Annotated in this window: 16 protein-coding genes; 5 read left to right on the top strand and 11 right to left on the bottom strand. The window is 35.0% G+C overall.

Features of this window, described 5'->3' with window-relative positions; all coding sequences use genetic code 11:
* The first annotated feature begins 3 nt into the window (after positions 1-3).
* Entirely contained in the window at positions 4-981 is a 978-nt protein-coding gene (locus AC0UBM_RS06800) for a succinylglutamate desuccinylase/aspartoacylase family protein (RefSeq protein WP_414035988.1), read from the top strand.
* Entirely contained in the window at positions 978-1,541 is a 564-nt protein-coding gene (locus tag AC0UBM_RS06795) for a 5-formyltetrahydrofolate cyclo-ligase (protein WP_475688134.1), read from the top strand. Before AC0UBM_RS06800 ends, AC0UBM_RS06795 begins: the two co-directional genes overlap by 4 nt.
* Positions 1,542-1,569: 28 nt before the next feature.
* On the opposite strand, the gene AC0UBM_RS06790 is transcribed toward AC0UBM_RS06795, so the two are convergent.
* The 11 genes from AC0UBM_RS06790 to panC all read right to left on the bottom strand — a co-directional run bounded on the left by AC0UBM_RS06790 (position 1,570) and on the right by panC (position 14,324).
* Positions 1,570-2,190, bottom strand: coding sequence for a lipoprotein signal peptidase (locus AC0UBM_RS06790; RefSeq protein ID WP_414035675.1), 621 nt, complete (start codon positions 2,188-2,190; stop codon positions 1,570-1,572).
* Positions 2,191-2,219: 29 nt separating this feature from the next.
* Positions 2,220-2,840, bottom strand: coding sequence for a hypothetical protein (locus tag AC0UBM_RS06785; protein WP_475688133.1), 621 nt, complete (start codon positions 2,838-2,840; stop codon positions 2,220-2,222).
* Positions 2,841-2,903: 63 nt separating this feature from the next.
* Entirely contained in the window at positions 2,904-3,284 is a 381-nt protein-coding gene (locus tag AC0UBM_RS06780) for a TraR/DksA family transcriptional regulator (protein ID WP_414035677.1), read from the bottom strand.
* A gap of 4 nt (positions 3,285-3,288) precedes the next feature.
* Positions 3,289-6,693, bottom strand: coding sequence for an isoleucine--tRNA ligase (ileS, locus tag AC0UBM_RS06775; protein ID WP_475688132.1), 3,405 nt, complete (start codon positions 6,691-6,693; stop codon positions 3,289-3,291).
* Between the two features lie 107 nt (positions 6,694-6,800).
* Entirely contained in the window at positions 6,801-7,265 is a 465-nt protein-coding gene (locus AC0UBM_RS06770) for a hypothetical protein (protein WP_475688131.1), read from the bottom strand.
* 97 nt (positions 7,266-7,362) lie between these two features.
* Positions 7,363-9,465, bottom strand: coding sequence for a M13 family metallopeptidase (locus AC0UBM_RS06765; RefSeq protein WP_475688130.1), 2,103 nt, complete (start codon positions 9,463-9,465; stop codon positions 7,363-7,365).
* 110 nt (positions 9,466-9,575) lie between these two features.
* Positions 9,576-10,940, bottom strand: coding sequence for a DNA repair protein RadA (radA, locus tag AC0UBM_RS06760; RefSeq protein ID WP_414035681.1), 1,365 nt, complete (start codon positions 10,938-10,940; stop codon positions 9,576-9,578).
* Complete coding sequence (locus tag AC0UBM_RS06755) at positions 10,940-12,088, bottom strand: alpha/beta hydrolase (protein ID WP_414035682.1); 1,149 nt, start codon at positions 12,086-12,088, stop codon at positions 10,940-10,942. Before AC0UBM_RS06755 ends, radA begins: the two co-directional genes overlap by 1 nt.
* Positions 12,089-12,145: 57 nt before the next feature.
* Positions 12,146-13,108 carry a lysylphosphatidylglycerol synthase transmembrane domain-containing protein gene (locus AC0UBM_RS06750; RefSeq protein WP_475688129.1) on the bottom strand — a complete coding sequence of 321 codons (963 nt, stop codon included), beginning with the start codon at positions 13,106-13,108 and terminating at the stop codon, positions 12,146-12,148.
* 3 nt (positions 13,109-13,111) lie between these two features.
* On the bottom strand, positions 13,112-13,462 hold the full coding sequence (gene panD / locus AC0UBM_RS06745) for an aspartate 1-decarboxylase (RefSeq protein WP_475688128.1): 351 nt from the start codon (positions 13,460-13,462) through the stop codon (positions 13,112-13,114).
* 13 nt (positions 13,463-13,475) lie between these two features.
* A complete protein-coding gene (panC, locus tag AC0UBM_RS06740; RefSeq protein ID WP_475688127.1) occupies positions 13,476-14,324 on the bottom strand; it encodes a pantoate--beta-alanine ligase in 849 nt (282 codons plus the stop codon).
* 109 nt (positions 14,325-14,433) lie between these two features.
* Here panC and AC0UBM_RS06735 point away from each other — a divergent pair, with 109 nt between their 5' ends.
* From AC0UBM_RS06735 to glmS, 3 genes are read left to right on the top strand one after another with little or no spacing between them, the layout of a single operon-like run.
* Positions 14,434-15,243 (top strand): glycogen/starch synthase, encoded by an 810-nt coding sequence (locus AC0UBM_RS06735; protein WP_414035685.1) that lies wholly within the window; start codon positions 14,434-14,436, stop codon positions 15,241-15,243.
* Positions 15,244-15,267: 24 nt separating this feature from the next.
* Positions 15,268-16,890 (top strand): DUF4270 domain-containing protein, encoded by a 1,623-nt coding sequence (locus AC0UBM_RS06730; RefSeq protein WP_414035686.1) that lies wholly within the window; start codon positions 15,268-15,270, stop codon positions 16,888-16,890.
* A gap of 6 nt (positions 16,891-16,896) precedes the next feature.
* Complete coding sequence (gene glmS, locus AC0UBM_RS06725) at positions 16,897-18,747, top strand: glutamine--fructose-6-phosphate transaminase (isomerizing) (RefSeq protein ID WP_414035687.1); 1,851 nt, start codon at positions 16,897-16,899, stop codon at positions 18,745-18,747.
* Positions 18,748-18,975: the final 228 nt, after the last annotated feature.

The following is an 18,975-nucleotide window of genomic DNA, read 5'->3' as shown; positions in this document are numbered from 1 at the left end:
ATGATGTTTCAAAAAGATGTTTTACATGTTTTAGGACAAAAAATTCTACCTGGAGAAAGTGCCGAAATTAGTTTTGATGTTGCTAATTTACACACCTCTTCTAGTGTAGATGTACCTGTCTTTATAGAGCGTTCTAAACGTCCCGGCCCTACAGTCTTGTTTACTGCGGGAATTCATGGAGACGAAGTTAACGGCGTAGAAATAGTACGACAAATTATAGCAAAAGGCCTAAACAAGCCCAAACGTGGTAGCATTATTTGCATTCCTGTTATTAACATCTTTGGATTTATTAACTTAAAGCGAGAGTTTCCCGATGGTCGCGATTTAAACCGTGTATTTCCTGGAAACGAAAACGGATCGCTAGCTAGTCAGGTGGCTCATAAACTCATTCACGAAGTTATCCCTTCGGTGGACTATGTGGTCGATTTTCATACCGGTGGCGCGGGTAGATTTAATGCGCCGCAAATTCGGATTGAAAAATCGAATTTCGAATTGGACGAATTAGCCTTGGCTTTTGGAGCTCCATTTGTTATGTATTCTAAAAACTTAGGTAAATCGTTTCGATATACGTGTTCCAAATTAGGGATTCCCATGCTCCTTTTTGAAGGTGGAAAATCTATTCATTTAGACGCTAACGTTACGGCAACAGGAGTTAACGGAGCAAAACGTGTGTTGTATTATTTAAACATGTTAAATGCTAGATTTAAAGCGACAGCTCCAAAAAAACCATGTGTGTTTATTTTGGAAAGCAGATGGCAACGTGCAGAATATTCTGGTATGTTTAGACCTGCTTTAGATTTAATGTCTACCAAAGTTAAACGTGGAGATATCTTAGGAAACATTACCGATCCCTACGGAAAATTTAACGATTATGTAAAGGCAGAAACAAGCGGTTATATTATAAATGTAAACGAATCTCCCATTGTGTACCAAGGAGATGCTTTGTTTCATATTACAAGAAAACTGAAACGCGATTTATGACCAAAGCAGAGTTAAGAAAACTATATAAAACCAAGCGCAAATCCTTAACTTTAGAATCTTGCGACGACTTGAGTATCGAGATCTCTAATCAGCTTTTAAAGCTTCCGATTTGGGATAAATCATTCTACCATATTTTTTTAACTATTGAAGAGCAAAAAGAGGTAAATACCGAATTTATTCTTAACATTCTCTCTGGGAAAGATAAAAATATAGTGGTTTCTAAAAGTGATTTTAAAACTGGACTCATGGATCACGTTTTACTTACCGATGCGACTACTATAAAGAAAAACAGTTATAATATTCCTGAACCTATTGATGGTATCCCGATTCCAAACTCGAGTATAGAAGTTGTATTTATACCGCTTTTAGCATTCGACACTTTCGGAAACAGAATTGGCTACGGTAAAGGATTTTACGATCGATTTTTAGAAGCTTGCAATCCAGAAACCGTAAAGATCGGACTGTCTTTTTTTGAAGCTGAAACTAAAATTTCTGATGTTTACCACAGTGATATTCCTTTAGATTATTGCGTAACGCCTAATAAGATTTATACCTTCTAAAAAACAAAAAGCACCCTATTGTTTTAAATTAATCCTTAGGGAACACTTTTTTATTAAACACAAGTAACATGACGAATCCTGTACTTATGGCAACATCGGCAACATTAAAAACAGGTTCGAAAAACGTAAAGAATTTACCACCCCAAAACGGCAACCATTCTGGTAAATAGCCCTTCCAAATAGGAAAATACAACATATCTACAACCTTACCATGAAGCAAGGTATCGTAACCACCTGTCGCCGGCATAAACGAAGCCACTTGCCCGTGACTATCGTTAAATAAAATACCATAAAAAACAGAATCGATAATATTTCCTAACGCCCCAGCAAAGATTAAAGAGATTGCCAAGGTAAGCAAGTAATGACCTTTAGTTTTTACCGTAGAATACAACCAGTACCCAATACCGAAGATGGCAAAAATCCTGAAGACGGTTAGCGATGTTTTAGCTGTCCGATCTGAGATTGACGACGTAAAATCACTGATTTTAGTTCCCCAAGCCATGCCTTCATTTTCTATAAAATAAATCCGAAACCAGTTAAAAACGGTTACATCTTCACCTAAAACAAAATGCGTTTTAATGTAAATTTTACTTATTTGATCGATAAGTAAGACGATAAAAATAAGTAGACTGGCTTTCTTTAGGGACATGCTTTAAATTTTCAACAAAAATAGGAATATTATTCTGTTTTAAATACACTTATATCTCCCCGAATAGACTTTAAATCTATTTGATTTTTTCCAGAAATTAAAGGTTGCAGGTTTACAGCACCGTGCTTAGAAATTGCATCGACTTTGGCAAAATTGGTTTCTACAGAAATAGCACCTTCAATGGTGTTAATTTTAGCAGAACCTATAAAGGCATCTAACTTACACTGGCCTTGATTTAATTCGATAAAAGTGGAGTTAAATACGCCTTCTATATGTATATAAGCGATATCACTTTTAATATTAAGAGTTACATGTTCTGGTACTTGAATATTTAATTCTATAGACATTACTTTATGAGCACTTAATTTATCATTATCCGCTTGAAATAATGGATGAAATCCAGTTGACACATATAAAGAATCGTTACGTGTTTTGGCAATTACCAACATCTCTTCATTATGTTCGCCAGCTATTTTAGTCTGAATTGTTATTCGATTAGTCTTAGATGCCGTTACATGTATTTTAAAGCAATTGTTTCCATTAATCTGAAGTATGGTAATATTTTGCGCATCAATTATTTTATCAATACGCTTTTGGGCGCTTAATGTGACACAAAAAAAGATGAATAAAATAAAAGGAAGACATTTCATATAAAAGCAAAAAAACGCCTTTGCATAATGCAAGGCGTTTAATTTTATAAATTTAAAGTACTGTTATTGCATGTTCTTAGCTTCGATACTAAGCGTTGCATGTGGTACTAATTTTAAACGTTCTTTGTTAATTAATTTACCCGTAACACGGCAAACTCCGTACGTCTTATTCTCAATTCTTATAAGCGCATTTTTAAGGTCGCGGATAAATTTTTCTTGACGAATAGCTAATTGCGAATTCGCTTCTTTACTCATCGTTTCACTACCTTCTTCAAAAGCTTTAAATGTAGGAGACGTATCATCTGTTCCGTTATTTAAATCGTTTTGATAGGCACTTTTAATTAAATCTAAATCGTGTTTGGCTTTTTCAATTTTGTCTTGAATAATTACTTTAAATTCTGCCAAATCCTTATCCGTATGTCTTACGTTTAAATCTACGTTCATAATGTTAGTGTTTTTCTATAAACAACTTAGTTTCTATGTCATCAAACTCAATATCAATTCCGTTGTTTACCAGGTCTATAATTTCTAGTTCGGCTGTTAAGGTTTCCACCTTAATATATTCTAAATTCGTCTCTACAGCATTTACAATATCATCATGTCTTTGAAGTTTAACACTAATTCGGTCGGTAACTTCGAAACCTGAATCCTTTCGTAAATTTTGTATTCTATTTATTAATTCTCTTGCAATTCCTTCTTGTCTTAGTTCTTTAGAAATTGTGATGTCTAGTGCTACTGTTAAGTTTCCTTCGTTAGCAACTAACCATCCTTCAATATCTTGCGAAATAATTTCGACATCTTCACGACCTAAAGTAATACTTTTTCCATTAATTCCAATGCTTAAAGTACCGCTTTGTTCTATTTCTTTAATGTCTTCTGCAGTCAATTTAGCTATCTCACTAGCAATCAACTTCATATCTTTACCAAATCGAGGTCCTAAAACTTTAAAATCTGGCTTAATTTGCTTTACTAAGATATCTGATGCATCTTCTAACAACTCGATATCCTTAATATTTACCTCGTGCTTAATTAAATCGGCAACCGCTAAAATCTCTTCTTTCTGTTCCTTAGTATCTATAGGAATCATGATTTTCTGTAACGGCTGGCGCACTTTAATTTTTTCTTTAGCTCGTAATGATAATACTAAAGACGAAATTACCTGAGCACGCCCCATTTTTCGTTCTAAAGACTTGTCTACAAACGCTTCATTAAACACAGGGAACTCAGCCAAATGTACACTTTCAAATGTTTCTTTTTGTGTCACTTGTGTTAAGTCTCGGTAAAGTTTATCCATGAAAAACGGAGCTATTGGAGCACCAAGTTTTGCAATGGTTAGCATACAGGTATACAAGGTTTGGTAAGCCGAAATCTTATCTTGTTCGTAATCGCCTTTCCAGAAACGTCTTCTACTTAAACGCACATACCAGTTACTTAAATAGTCTTGTGTAAACTCTGAAATAGCACGTGCCGCTTTTGTTGGCTCGTATTCTGCATAATATTCGTCTACACGCTGAATAAGGGTGTGTAATTCTGATAAAATCCAACGGTCTAATTCCGGACGTTCAGCTAACGGAATGTCTGCCTCACTATAGCTGAATTTATCTAAATTAGTATATAAGCTGAAGAATGAATAGGTGTTGTAAAGTGTTCCGAAGAATTTACGTTTTACCTCTTCAATACCTTCAATATCGAATTTTAAATTATCCCACGGATTTGCATTTGCAATCATATACCAACGTGTGGCATCTGGACCGTAAGCTGTAAGGGTTTCAAAAGGATCGACAGCATTTCCTAAACGCTTCGACATTTTTTGTCCGTTTTTATCTAGTACTAATCCATTAGATACTACATTTTTATAGGCTACAGAATCGAATACCATAGTTGCTATGGCGTGAAGTGTATAAAACCATCCACGTGTTTGGTCTACTCCTTCTGCGATAAAATCGGCTGGATATGATTCATTTCCATCAATTTTTTCTTTATTTTCAAACGGATAATGCCATTGTGCATACGGCATAGAACCAGAATCGAACCATACATCTATCAAGTCGCTTTCACGTTTCATAGGTTGCCCTGATGCAGACACCAATGTAATTTGGTCGACAATATTTTTATGCAGGTCTAATTGTGCGTAGTTTTCTTCAGAATTGTTTCCGATTTCAAAACTTTCGAAAATATCGGCTTCCATTACGCCAGCCTCAACAGCCTTAGCCATTTCTGCTTTCAGTTCGGCAACAGAACCAATACAAATTTCTTCTTTACCATCTTCGCTTCTCCAAATTGGCAACGGAATTCCCCAGTAACGCGAACGTGATAAATTCCAATCGTTAGCGTTTGCTAACCAATTTCCGAAACGTCCCGTCCCTGTAGATTTTGGTTTCCAGTTTATGGTGTCGTTAAGTTCTACCATACGTCCTTTAACGTCGGTTACCTTAATAAACCAAGAATCTAATGGATAATATAAAATAGGCTTATCTGTTCTCCAACAATTTGGATAACTGTGCTTATATTTTTCAACCTTAAAGGCTTTATTTTCTTCTTTTAAACGAATAGCGATTTCAACATCTACAGAACGTTCTGGAGCTTCACCATCGTTATAGTATTCGTTTTTCACATACTTACCAGCATATTCTCCCATTTCTGGTCTAAATTTACCTTGTAAGTTTACTAACGGCACTAAGTTTCCATTTTCGTCTTTTACCAACATTGGCGGAATCTCTGGAGTGGCTTGTTTAGCAACCAAGGCATCGTCTGCTCCAAAAGTAGGTGCAGTATGAACAATTCCTGTTCCATCTTCGGTAGTAACGAAGTCTCCAGCAATAATTCTAAAAGCATTTTCTGGATTATCGTTTGGAAGTGCATACGGCATTAATTGCTCGTATGTAATCCCAACTAAATCTTTTCCTTTAAATTCTTTTACAACGTAAAACGGAATTTTCTTGTCGCCATGCTTATAATCTAACAATGCAGGTTTAGTATCGACTTGGAAAAATTTACCAGTAAATTGTTTTGCTAATAATGGCTTTGCCAATACCACATTCATAGGTTCGAATGTGTATTGGTTATAGGTTTCTACTAAAACGTAGTCTATTTTATTTCCTACAGTTAAGGCGGTGTTACTTGGTAAGGTCCACGGTGTTGTTGTCCAAGCTAAGAAAAAGATATCGCCTTCGTCTTGTAAAAAGTCTGGTAACGAATCTGCATTGGCTTTAAACTGTGCAACAATTGTAGTATCGGTAACATCTTGGTAGGTTCCCGGCTGATTTAATTCGTGAGAACTTAAACCTGTTCCTGCCTTTGGAGAATACGGCTGAATGGTATACCCTTTGTAGATTAATTTTTTATCGTAAATCTGTTTTAATAACCACCATACGCTTTCCATGTATTTTGGATCGTAAGTAATATATGGATCGTCCATATTTACCCAATATCCCATTTTACGGGTAAGGTCGTTCCAAATACCTGTGTAACGCATTACGGCAGTGCGGCAAGCCGCGTTATAATCTTCAACAGAAATGGTTTTACCAATATCTTCTTTGGTAATCCCTAACTCTTTTTCCACTCCAAGTTCAATTGGTAAACCGTGTGTATCCCAACCCGCTTTACGCTTTACTTGGAATCCTTTCATGGTTTTGTAACGCGGAAAAATATCTTTAATAGAACGTGCTAAAACATGGTGAACACCAGGTAAGCCATTTGCAGAAGGAGGCCCTTCGAAAAAAACATAGGGTTCCTTTCCTTCTCTAGTTGTGATACTCTTTTCAAATATATTTTTAGACTCCCAAAAATCAAGAATTTCTTCTGCAACATTTGGTAAGTTAAGACCTTTATACTCAGGAAATCTCATGCTCATTCGTTCTATTTTCTTATAAGAACGCGAAATTAATGAATTTTAAGAAAACAGCGGTGTTAATACTCAAAAAAACCAATTGAAAATAATTGGTCTTTTAAATTCCTTTTTTAGTTGCTTTTATATTCGCTTTGAAAGCGTTTTGCCTTAGATAAAAGCAGGTCTTCTTCTTTAGAATCTATATTTGAAGAAGAGATTATATTGCCCTTATTAAGGTAAATTCGCTTTTCTTTAGCTACAGAAGATTTTACAATTACAACCACCAAAGCATTATCCTTAAAATAATAGTTTTCGTCTCTAAGGTTTCCTGTTTTTTCTACATTCCTAACACGCACTAAATCATTGGTCTGCTTATCGTAATCCACATAAATTTTATAGGTTCCGATATCTTCGGCACCTTGAAGATCTGTTAAGACCCCATCGGATACCGCTTGCTTTAATGCGGTATTTCCATCGACTTTGATTGTATAGTCATTTAGAGTTCCAACTAATTCATCTTTATTTATGGTTTTGCGTGTACCGCAAGACAGTATCATGACACTTAATATCGCTAATAAAATTCCTTTTACTTTCATAGGTATGATTAATAATCTTTATTAAAAATGAAAGGTAAAAGAAAACCCCCGAACAAAATGTCGGGGGTTTTAAAATTTTTAACTCAAACGAAAGTGCCTACCAGATTTTAACTCTGTTTTCTGGTTCGATATACATAGAGTCGCCTTCTTTTATATTAAATGCTTCGTAAAACGAGTCGACATTTAAAAGCGGTTGTACAGCACGATTCATTCCTGGAGAATGCGGATCTGTTTTAATCTGATTTTTTAAAGCATCATCTCTATACAAACTTCTCCAAACCGTAGCCCAAGACATAAAGAAACGTTGTTCTGCCGTAAATCCATCAATTGGTTCTGGCTTACCGTTTTCTTTAAAGCTCATTTGTAACGCATCGTAAGCCGCATTTACACCACCTAAATCTCCGATATTTTCACCCAAAGTAAATTCACCATTAATAAATGTTTCTGGCAACACTTCTAGGCTACTGTATTGGTCTGCTAACGCTTTACCTAATTTTGTAAACTCTTCTAAATCTTTATCTGTCCACCAGTTATTCAAGTTTCCATTTTTATCGTAACGCGATCCAGAATCGTCAAAACTATGAGAAATTTCATGACCAATTACAGCTCCAATTCCACCATAATTTACAGCATCGTCTGCTTGATAGTTGTAAAAAGGAGGTTGTAAAATAGCGGCTGGGAATACAATCTCGTTATAAGACGGATTGAAATATGCATTCACCGTTTGTGGCGCCATACCCCATTCGGTTTTGTCTACAGGTTTTCCTAATTTATCGATATTATCTTTAAAATTCCACGTTCTAGCATTCTGAATGTTTTGAAGGTATGTACCTCCATTTTCTGGACCTTTAATCTCTAAAGCTGAATAATCTTTCCATTTGTCTGGATACGCTATTTTTATAGTTGTTGCCTGTAGCTTTTCTATAGCTTTTTGCTTTGTATCTTCACTCATCCAAGATAATGCAGAAATTCTGTTTTCGAATGCTTTAATTACATTCTCGATCATTTCTTCTGCTTTAGCTTTAGCTTCTGGCGGGAATTTTTTATCTACATACAATTTACCTAAAGCTTCTCCTACAGTTCTATTAATAGTCTGTAAAGCTCTTTCTTCGCTTGGACGTTGTTTTTTTGCTCCACCTAAAGTTTTGCTATAAAACTCCCAATTGGCATATTCTAACTCGGTACTAAGCAAACTTGCAGAACTATTAAGTGCAGACCAACGTAAATATGCTTTCCAATCGCTAACATTGTTTTTCTCTAAAATAGAATTTAAGGCTTTTACATATTTTGGTTCTCTAACAATTATGGTATCTAAATCTTTAGCCCCAATACCTTCAATATACGCTGACCAATCTATAGAAGGTGCCATTTTTTGTAAATCTGATACCGCTGTTGGATTGTATGTTTTACGTCTATCTCTTAATTCTACCTTATCTAATTTAGGTGTTGCTAAACTTGTTTCGAAAGCTAAAATTTGTTTTGCTTGTGCATTTGCAACCTCTTCTGTATCTCCTAAAAACTGAAGCATTTTTGTAATATGTGCTACATACTTCTCTCTCTTATCTTTAGAATCTGCATCGTCTTTTACATAGTAATCACGATCTGGCAGACCTAAACGGCCCGTTCCTAAACTCGCCACATTTTTATTACTATCTTTTGCATCGGCACCAACCCAAAATCCGAAGAAGCCACCGCCTCCTTTAGGCTCCATTTCTATTAAATACGCCTCTAAATCTTTAATTGTAGCAATTTCATCTATTTTTGCTAGAGTAGGTTTTAAAGGTTCAATTCCTGCCTTATTTCTAGCCACTGTATCCATAATGGTTTCATATAAAAAAACAGCTTTTTCTTGATCTGAACCTGGAAGTACTTCAATTTTACCAAGATCTTTATCTTCCGACATGGCAGATTTTAAAATACCTAAAACATCCTCATCTGTTTTTTGTCTTAACTCATCAAAACTTCCCCATCGTGTTCTATCGTCTGGAATGGTATTATTTTTTACCCAATTTCCGTTTACGTACATAAAGAAATCATCGTTTGGCTTAACCGATTTATCCATGTAATCTAAGTTGATTCCTGGCACAACTTCTACATCAACCACCTCTGCTGTTTCTTTTTTACTCTCGTCTTTACAAGCTGTTAAGCTTCCAAAAGCAATGACACTAAGCATAGATAGCTTTAAAATATTGATTTTCATATATTTGAATTTGAATTGATTTTTATTGAATTAAAAATAAAATGAACACGTACACTTTAAGTCGAAATTCCCCTTAAAACGTTACTCTAAAACCGAAAAAAACTGCTAAATCACACAATTAAATCTACTAAATCTTCAATCTTAGAAATTAATTGAATTTTAATAGCTTTTGGTTTCAGTGATATTTTATTGTACTTGGATACAAATATGGTTGAAAAGCCCAATTTTTCGGCTTCTAAAATACGTTGTTCCACGCGTTGAACTGGACGGATTTCTCCAGACAAACCAACTTCGGCTGCGAAACAATAATCTTTTGCTAGCGCTTCGTCTTCGTTAGAAGATAAAATGGCGGCAACAACAGCTAAGTCTATCGCTGGATCGTCTACAGTGATACCTCCAGTAATATTTAAAAAGACATCTTTTGCTCCCAATCTAAATCCAGCTCGTTTTTCTAAAACAGCCAACAACATATTTAAACGTTTGGCATTAAAACCCGTCGCCGATCGCTGTGGCGTACCATACACGGCAGTACTTACCAAAGCCTGAACTTCTATCATTAATGGTCGCATGCCTTCTAAAGTAGCAGCCACTGCATTCCCACTTAACTCTTCATCTTTTTTTGATATTAGAATTTCGGAAGGGTTAGAAACTTCCCTTAAGCCCGAACCTTGCATTTCGTAAATTCCGAGTTCGTTTGTAGATCCGAATCGGTTTTTATTAGCTCTTAAAATTCTAAACACATGGTTACGATCGCCTTCAAACTGAAGCACGGTATCTACCATATGTTCCAATATTTTTGGCCCAGCTATATGTCCGTCTTTGGTAATATGTCCAATTAAAACAACTGGCGTCGACGTCTCTTTAGCATATTTTATAAGCTCGGTTGTACACTCTTTAATCTGAGAAATACTTCCTGAAGACGACTCGATATAATCGCTATGTAAAGTCTGAATAGAATCTACAATTACAATATCGGGTTGCAAATCTTCTATTTGCTTAAAGATATTTTGCGTTTTGGTTTCGGTTAAAATATAGCAATTGCTATTATTAGGATTAATACGTTCTGCACGCATTTTTATTTGCTTCTGACTTTCTTCTCCAGAAACATATAAGGTTTTATAAGGTAATTTTAAAGCAACCTGAAGTAGCAAAGTACTTTTACCAATCCCAGGTTCTCCGCCCAACAGTGTTAATGAACCCGGCACAATACCACCACCTAAAACACGATTAAATTCCTGATCGAATGTATCTAGTCGCGCTTCTTGAGAGGCATCAATTTCATTAATTAAAAGCGGTTTTGAAGTCCGTTTTGTAGCACCGCCTTTAGTTGGTGTTTTCCAGTCACTCTTTTCGGGTGCTTGGATTACTTCTTCTACGATTGTATTCCATGCCTTACACGAATTACACTGGCCTTGCCATTTAGCGTATTGCGCACCGCAACTCTGACAAAAAAATGTGGTTTTAACTTTCGCCATTAATATCCGAAATCTGCTTTAAGTTGATTTGCACGTTCAATCATATCATCTTTTGTGAGCCCTCCAATTTCGTCGAAAATATAAGACGACTGATACATTTTCATTGCTTTTTTAGGCTGATTAGTTTCTTCGTAATAACGGGCGAGATAATATTGCCCTAACATTGTTTCTGGATAAGAATCGCGAGCCATTTTTCCTAACTCGTGAAGATCTTTAAACTCCGATTTCTTTTCTATTGCAGTTGCAATGGCTTTATAATCGTTTACCAAAATGGTTTTATCTACACCATACAGCTCTTTTATGGCTGCATATTTTTCTTTTAAATACTCTATCGAAGGCTCGTTTGAAGCCATGATATCCTTTTCAAATTCACGTGCAGTAATAGGCTGATAGGTATAAAAAATACGCTCCAAAGCCTTAGGAATTGCTTGCGCTACAACAGAGTAATGGGTTAAGCCTTCGAACTTATCGAAATCGTATTGCAAGAACGCATTGTCTACACTTTTTAAACTATTATCTAATAATTCTGTCCCTTCTATTACAGATTTAAGATCGTCTGTAGTGGTCGCTAAATAATAAAATGTTTTTCTATCTATTTTACCTAAGCGATCTGGAATATAGCGTGTCATGTTAGATGCTAATTCGGGACTAATTACTATATATGACTGGAATAAAGGCTTATCTTTTAATAAATAGTAGTTTATAAAATTTGCTGTTTGCCCATGTCCGATAGCCAATTTAAAGTCTTCTGTTCTATAAGTATCTTGAATGTAAGGAATTAATTCCATACCGATAAATTCAAAAAAATCAGCACCAGAATCTATAGGCAAAGAGTTTTGTTCTGAGAACATGTTATCCTCGTAACGTGTTTCACCTTGCTTAATTCCCACAACAATAACTTCTGGAACATCTTCCCAATACGAGTAGTAATCTATATTTCCGGCAACCACCTCGAACAAGTAATCCCCATCTAAAACAATGACAAGCGGATATTTTTTATCGACATTCTCACTGTAATTTCGAGGTAATTGAATTTTTATTTTCCTTGTACCGCCAAGTTTTTCGGATTCTATTGTTTCGTAAATTGCCTGAGCATGAACAAACTGACAAGAAACTATAAAGACAAATAAGTAAAGAATTCTTTTCATTTAACAGCGTAATTAGTCTAACGCAAGGTAAGAAAAATACTTTTTGTTTAGAAAATTCTATTTTAGTTTGATTTTTCTATTAAATACAGGAAGTAATAGCAAAGATAAGCCCCCACAAATAATGATTAATATGGTTTGAGACGACCACATAATCCACCCAAAAGCAATACTAGGACCTTCTGCAATCCCGAATAATGAAAAGGCCGCATATACGGCTACGGGATACGAACCAATCCCACCATTTGTGGCTGCAATACTAAAGCTAGCCGAAATAAATCCAATAAGAATAGCTCCCATAGATATGGGTTGCAAATCGTTTAAGGCAAACGTAGTTACATAAAACATGAGCACATACATGGCCCAAATAAAAAGTGTATGCGCAATAAACATCCACTTTTTCTTCATCTTAAAAATACTTGTAACCCCTTCTAAAAGTCCCGCTACAAATGTTCGGATTTTTACAGCCAATACCGAGCGACTCTTCCGAATGTAGTATAAAAAAGCTAAACCTAAAACACCCAGACCGACTACGCCCATTACGATTTTAGGCAGATTAAATTTTGATAGAAAAAAATTAAAAATAAAATCGAATTGCAGAAAAAGGGTGACGAGAATAATAAACATCATCACTATTAAATCGGCTATTCGCTCTGCGACTACCGAGCCAAAACCTTTTTCGAAAGGCACACCTTCGTAGGTGGTGAGTATAGAAACACGAGCAACTTCACCCGCCCTTGGAATGGTATAATTTATAAGATAAGCCGCAAACACTGCCATAATACTATTAGACAGTTTTACCTTATACCCCATAGGCTCTAACATAAAAAGCCAGCGATAGGAACGCGACAAATGACTTAACAATCCTAAAATAGCACCAAGTAAAATCCACCAGTAATTTGCGTTTTTAAAATACACGATAAGCTCGTCTATAGAAACTTTAGACAAAGAATAGGCTATTAAAAAAACTCCCAATAAAATTGGGAGTGAGATTTTCAGTATTTTAGAGAGTTTTGTATTCAATAATTACATTAACTTATTAGTTGCTTCATCAGGAAAAACTAAAGCAGGTTTAAATGTTTTAGCGTCTTCCAAATCCATAATACCATAAGTAATAAGTATTAATACATCTCCAGGCGCAACACGTCTTGCGGCAGCACCATTTAATGTAATTTCCCCACTATTTCGTGGTCCAGGAATAGCATAAGTTTCCAAACGTTCACCATTGTTATTATTTACAATCTGAACTTTTTCACCTTGAATAATGTTTGCAGCATCCATTAAATCTTCATCGATAGTAATACTACCAATGTAATTTAAATCTGCTCCAGTACATTTAACTCTGTGAATTTTCGATTTTACTACGTGAATTTGCATGTGGCAAAGTTAATTAATTTAGTGCTAAATTATCTATTAATCTTATATCGTCTGCATATACTGCTACAAACGCGCGATATAGTGTGTTTTCTTTTTTGTTTTCTATAGTCTCTAGAGTATCGATATCTGCAATAACAAAATATTCCAACTCTAATAACGGGTGGTTTTTAAACTCACTCTCAACCCATTCCACCACATCTTTAGCACTTTCTGTGCCAAACTTAATTTTAGAAGTCTTCAAGGTTTCATAAATAAATGGCGATGCTTCTAAATATTCTGGTTTTAAACGTACATTTCTAGAGCTCATAGCTAAGCCACTATCTTCTCTTAAAATCTCGCAAGGCACAATGCTTACGGGCACATTATACATCTCGACCATTTTTTTTATAATCGCTAATTGCTGAAAATCTTTTTCTCCAAAATACGCTCTGTTTGGCGTAACAATTTCAAACAATCGTTTTACTATGGTACCAACACCGTCAAAATGTCCGGGTCTAAATTTACCTTCCATTTTATGTTCTAGTCCATCGAAATCGTAGTTCACAGATACTACATGTTCCCCATAAATATCTTCGACAGTAGGCGCATACACCAAAATATCGTTAGATGCAGTTTGTAACAAGGCTACATCACGCTCTAATGTTCTTGGATATGTAACTAAATCGTCTGGATTATTAAACTGAGTAGGATTTACGAAAATACTAACCACTAAGGCATCATTTTCTTCTAGAGCACGCTGTACTAGAGACAAATGCCCCTTATGTAAAGCGCCCATTGTTGGAACGAACCCTAAAGTCTTACCCTGAGATTTTAGTAGTTCTATTTCCTTTTTTAATTCCGATTTTTCTGTTATTACCTTCACCTTTAATAAAAAATTAACGAAGGCAAAGTTATTATTTTACTAGCAATCTGCATAAAATTTTGTAATTTTGCTTGTTTTTTATTTTGAATTCTCAAAAGCCCAGTAATTTATGAAAGATAAGAGGATATTATATGTATCATCTGAAGTAGTTCCTTATTTACCTGAAACAGAAATCTCTTCTATGTCGTTTGAAACGCCTAGAATGGTAAACCAACAGGGTGGACAAATCAGGATATTTATGCCTAGATATGGAAACATTAACGAAAGGAGACATCAACTACACGAAGTTATAAGATTATCTGGTATAAACCTAGTAATTAACGACTTAGACATGCCGCTTATTATAAAAGTAGCATCGATTCCCAAAGAGCGCATCCAAGTATATTTTATAGATAACGACGAATATTTTAAACGTAAAGCGACCTTAACCGACGAGAATGGTGACTTATTCTCGGATAACGATGAGCGTGCTATTTTCTTTGCAAAAGGTGTAATAGAAACCGTTAAGAAATTAAACTGGTCTCCAGACATTATCCATGTTCATGGGTGGTTAGCTTCTTTACTTCCGTTGTATTTAAAAGAATATTTTGCAGGCGAACCATTATTTAACGACAGTAAAATAGTGACGTCTATCTACAATCAAGGGTTCGATGGTACTCTAAACAAAACCATGTCTGAGAAAGTGAAGTTTGACAATATTAACGACGATGTTGTAAAAACGTTAAGTGAACCTACGTATAACAATTTAATGAAAGTAGCCATCGATTATTCCGATGCTATTATTATTGGTTCTGAAGACATTACCTCAGAAATCTCTACACATTTAGAAGATTCTAAAAAGCCAGTTTTAGGATACAAAAACAAAGAAGAATTTGGCGAAGCGTATTCTAACTTCTACATGAATGAAGTTTTAAAATAATCCGTTTTACTTCATAAAAAATATATGAAAAAGATTTTACAAGTCATTAAACTACCTAGCATTATTTTAGTATTGCTAACAGTTTTAATAGCATGCGATAAAGATTATAATTCCCTTGGAACAAATATAATTGGAGGAAAAGATTTTGTTTCCGACAGCATTGAATATCCAATAATTGCTTACTCAAAAAAAGTAAAACCTGTACAAACTAATGGTTTGTCTTCAAATTTAATAGGTGCCTACAATAATCCAGAATACGGATTAACCACTGCAAGCGTAGTTTCGCAAATGGTACCAAGCACCTACACACCTTTTTTTGGAGAAAACCCTGAAATAACATCTGTTATACTAACGTTGCCTTATTTTTCGACAGCTACAGACATTGACGAAGATGGAGCAACTACATATCAATTAGATTCTATATTTGGAGATTCTCCAATAAAGTTATCTATTTACGAAAACAAATATTATTTAAGAGATACAGATCCGAGTTCGAACTTTGACGAAGGTCAGTTGTATTATTCTAACTCTAACGAAACCATAAATTTCGATAATTTTAAAGGTGAGTTATTATACTATAACGATAATTTTTATCCAAGTAAGGATGAAATCGTTATAGAGGAGTACGATGAAGAAACCGAGGAAGATGTTGTTACAGAACGCTTATCGCCAAGATTAAGGGTAGACTTATTAAACAATAATGAGTATTGGGAAAAATTATTTTTTGACAAAGAAGATAGCCCAGAGCTAAGTAATCAAAATAATTTTGTTGATTATTTTAGAGGTATATATATTAAAGCTGAAGCTATAGACAATAAAGGAAATCAAATTCTGATTAACTTTAATTCGACTAACGCCAACATACAGATTAACTATACTTATACTACCACCACAACAACAGATACGGTTACCGAAGAGACCACCTCAGAAGGTACTTACACCTTATCTTTTAACACCAATAGAGTTAATACTTTTGATAGTAATATAGAATTCACAGATGGTAATGCCCTTACTGGAGATTCTAATTTATATCTTAAAGGAGGAGAAGGATCTATGGCTATTATTAGCTTATTTGAAGGTCCTGACGAAGATGGAGATGGTGAACCAGATAGTTACTTAGAAGACTTTTTATCTCATAAAGACGAATGGTTAATTAACGAAGCTCAACTAACACTTTACGAAGACGCAAGTAAGATATACACTGGAAAAGATAAAGCAGACGACGAACACCTCTACCATACTTACGACAGAATATTTGCTTATGATGCTACGAATAACACAACGTTAATAGACTATGCCTTCGACCCGACATCTAACACGAATACTCCATTAGATTCTAAAATAATACATCTAGGCCAACGTCTTGAAAACGGAAGCACCTACAAATACAAAATAAGATTAACAGAACATCTTAAAAATATTTTAGAGAAAGATTCAACAAATACAAAAATTGGGTTAGTTTTATCAACGAATGTAAATAATACTTTAAATGCACGCATTTTGGATAGTGAAGGAGACGTGGTAACAACCATTCCTGAAGGTGCAATTTTAACTCCAAAAGGAACTATTTTACACGGAAGCCATTCAAGTGTTCCAAGTAATTTACGTGCAAAATTAGAAATTTATTATACCGAACCTGAAAACTAAAATGATATGTGTGGTATTGTAGGATATATTGGTCACAGAGAAGCTTACCCGATAGTAATAAACGGACTTAAACGTCTAGAATACCGTGGTTACGACAGTGCGGGTATTGCCATTTACGATGGTCAAGACCTAAAAGTGTGTAAAACTAAAGGTAAAGTTTCGGATCTTGAAGAACGTGTAGAAAAAGAAATTTACACAAAAGGAACTGTTGCTATTGGACATACTAGATGGGCAACCCATGGTGTTCCAAACGATGTTAACTCTCACCCTCATTATTCTAATTCAGGAGATTTAGTAATTATCCACAACGGAATTATCGAAAACTACGAATCTCTTAAGAAGGAATTAATTACCCGAGGATATACTTTTAAATCGGAAACAGATACAGAAGTATTAGTTAACCTGATTGAAGAAGTATTAAAAAAAGAAAAAGGTCTTAAGCTAGGAAAAGCAGTACAGATTGCGTTAAACCAAGTTGTAGGCGCTTATGCCATTGCTATTTTCGATAAGAATAAACCTAACGAAATTATTGCGGCCAGATTAGGAAGTCCGTTAGCAATAGGTGTAGGAGAAAACGAATTTTTTATAGCTAGTGATGCCTCTCCATTTTTAGAGTTTACTAAAAATGCAATTTATCTTGAAGATGAAGAGATGGCTATTATTCGCTTAGGAAAGGAGATAAAAGTTAGAAAGATTAAAGACGACACTATGGTCGATCCTTATATTCAAGAACTTCAATTAAACCTTGAACAAATTGAAAAAGGAGGATACGAGCATTTTATGTTGAAAGAAATTTACGAGCAACCAAGTGCAATTCTAGATACGTTTAGAGGCCGATTATTGGCTAATGAAGGTATTATTAAAATGTCTGGAATTGAAGACAACATGAAAAAGTTTCTGAACGCCGACCGTATTATTATTGTCGCTTGCGGAACCTCATGGCATGCTGGTTTAGTTGCCGAATACATTTTTGAAGATTTAGCACGTATTCCTGTAGAAGTAGAATACGCTTCAGAATTTAGATATAGAAACCCTGTAATTACAGAAAAAGATATCGTGATTGCGATCTCACAATCTGGAGAAACAGCAGATACTTTAGCGGCTATTAAATTAGCCAAATCTAAAGGAGCCTTTGTATTTGGAGTTTGTAATGTCGTAGGATCGTCTATCGCAAGAGAGAGTGATGCTGGGGCTTACACGCATGCAGGACCAGAAATTGGTGTGGCATCTACAAAAGCATTTACCACTCAAATTACAGTTTTAACCTTAATGGCTTTACGATTAGCAAGAGCAAAAGGCACCATGTCTAGTTCGGATTTCCGTCGTCACTTAATCGAGTTAGAACTTATACCAGACAAAGTTAAAAAAGCTTTAGAATCGGATGCTTACGTTAATACCGTTGCCGAAATTTATAAAGATGCTAAAAACTGCTTATATCTAGGAAGAGGTTACAACTTCCCTGTGGCTTTAGAAGGTGCATTAAAACTTAAAGAGATTTCTTATATTCATGCCGAAGGTTATCCTGCAGCAGAAATGAAACATGGTCCTATTGCTTTAATAGACGAGCAAATGCCTGTTATTGTTATTGCAACTAAAAAAGGACATTACGAAAAGGTAGTGAGTAACATACAGGAGATTAAATCTAGAAGTGGTAAAATTATAGGTATTGTTACCGAAGGCGACGAAAGCGTTAGAAATCTTGCAGATCACGTGATTGAAGTTCCTGATTGTTCAGAATCTTTATCTCCGTTATTAACAACGATTCCGCTTCAATTATTATCGTATCATATTGCGGTAAAATTAGGTAAAAACGTAGATCAACCTCGTAACTTGGCAAAATCAGTTACAGTAGAATAATTTACATTTAAATAAAATTATATAAAAGGCATTTAAACTTAGTTTTAAATGCCTTTTTTTATTTCGAAAGAAGAGGTTTTAACCTATAAAGGAAAAATTAAAACTATTTTATCCATTATAAACACTACGCACCGGTTAGTGCATAAAAACAGTCACTTTATTATAGCAAATACAAGAATAGATACTAGAGACATTGAATTACCATATAAACTTAGAGGAATCCTGAGG

The sequence above is a fragment of the Formosa sp. F44 genome, assembly GCF_056238645.1.
The sequence above is the reverse complement of the archived record's forward strand: the minus strand, read 5'-3'. Positions and strand labels throughout refer to the sequence as shown.

What these genes read in the sequence shown, in the direction of transcription:
- AC0UBM_RS06800 (WP_414035988.1), top strand. Translation starts at nt 4, where the DNA reads ATGTTTCAAAAAGATGTTTTACATGTTTTAGGACAAAAAATTCTACCT.
- AC0UBM_RS06795 (WP_475688134.1), top strand. Translation starts at nt 978, where the DNA reads ATGACCAAAGCAGAGTTAAGAAAACTATATAAAACCAAGCGCAAATCC.
- AC0UBM_RS06790 (WP_414035675.1), bottom strand. Translation starts at nt 2,190, where the DNA reads ATGTCCCTAAAGAAAGCCAGTCTACTTATTTTTATCGTCTTACTTATC.
- AC0UBM_RS06785 (WP_475688133.1), bottom strand. Translation starts at nt 2,840, where the DNA reads ATGAAATGTCTTCCTTTTATTTTATTCATCTTTTTTTGTGTCACATTA.
- AC0UBM_RS06780 (WP_414035677.1), bottom strand. Translation starts at nt 3,284, where the DNA reads ATGAACGTAGATTTAAACGTAAGACATACGGATAAGGATTTGGCAGAA.
- ileS (WP_475688132.1), bottom strand. Translation starts at nt 6,693, where the DNA reads ATGAGCATGAGATTTCCTGAGTATAAAGGTCTTAACTTACCAAATGTT.
- AC0UBM_RS06770 (WP_475688131.1), bottom strand. Translation starts at nt 7,265, where the DNA reads ATGAAAGTAAAAGGAATTTTATTAGCGATATTAAGTGTCATGATACTG.
- AC0UBM_RS06765 (WP_475688130.1), bottom strand. Translation starts at nt 9,465, where the DNA reads ATGAAAATCAATATTTTAAAGCTATCTATGCTTAGTGTCATTGCTTTT.
- radA (WP_414035681.1), bottom strand. Translation starts at nt 10,940, where the DNA reads ATGGCGAAAGTTAAAACCACATTTTTTTGTCAGAGTTGCGGTGCGCAA.
- AC0UBM_RS06755 (WP_414035682.1), bottom strand. Translation starts at nt 12,088, where the DNA reads ATGAAAAGAATTCTTTACTTATTTGTCTTTATAGTTTCTTGTCAGTTT.
- panD (WP_475688128.1), bottom strand. Translation starts at nt 13,462, where the DNA reads ATGCAAATTCACGTAGTAAAATCGAAAATTCACAGAGTTAAATGTACT.
- AC0UBM_RS06735 (WP_414035685.1), top strand. Translation starts at nt 14,434, where the DNA reads ATGAAAGATAAGAGGATATTATATGTATCATCTGAAGTAGTTCCTTAT.
- AC0UBM_RS06730 (WP_414035686.1), top strand. Translation starts at nt 15,268, where the DNA reads ATGAAAAAGATTTTACAAGTCATTAAACTACCTAGCATTATTTTAGTA.
- glmS (WP_414035687.1), top strand. Translation starts at nt 16,897, where the DNA reads ATGTGTGGTATTGTAGGATATATTGGTCACAGAGAAGCTTACCCGATA.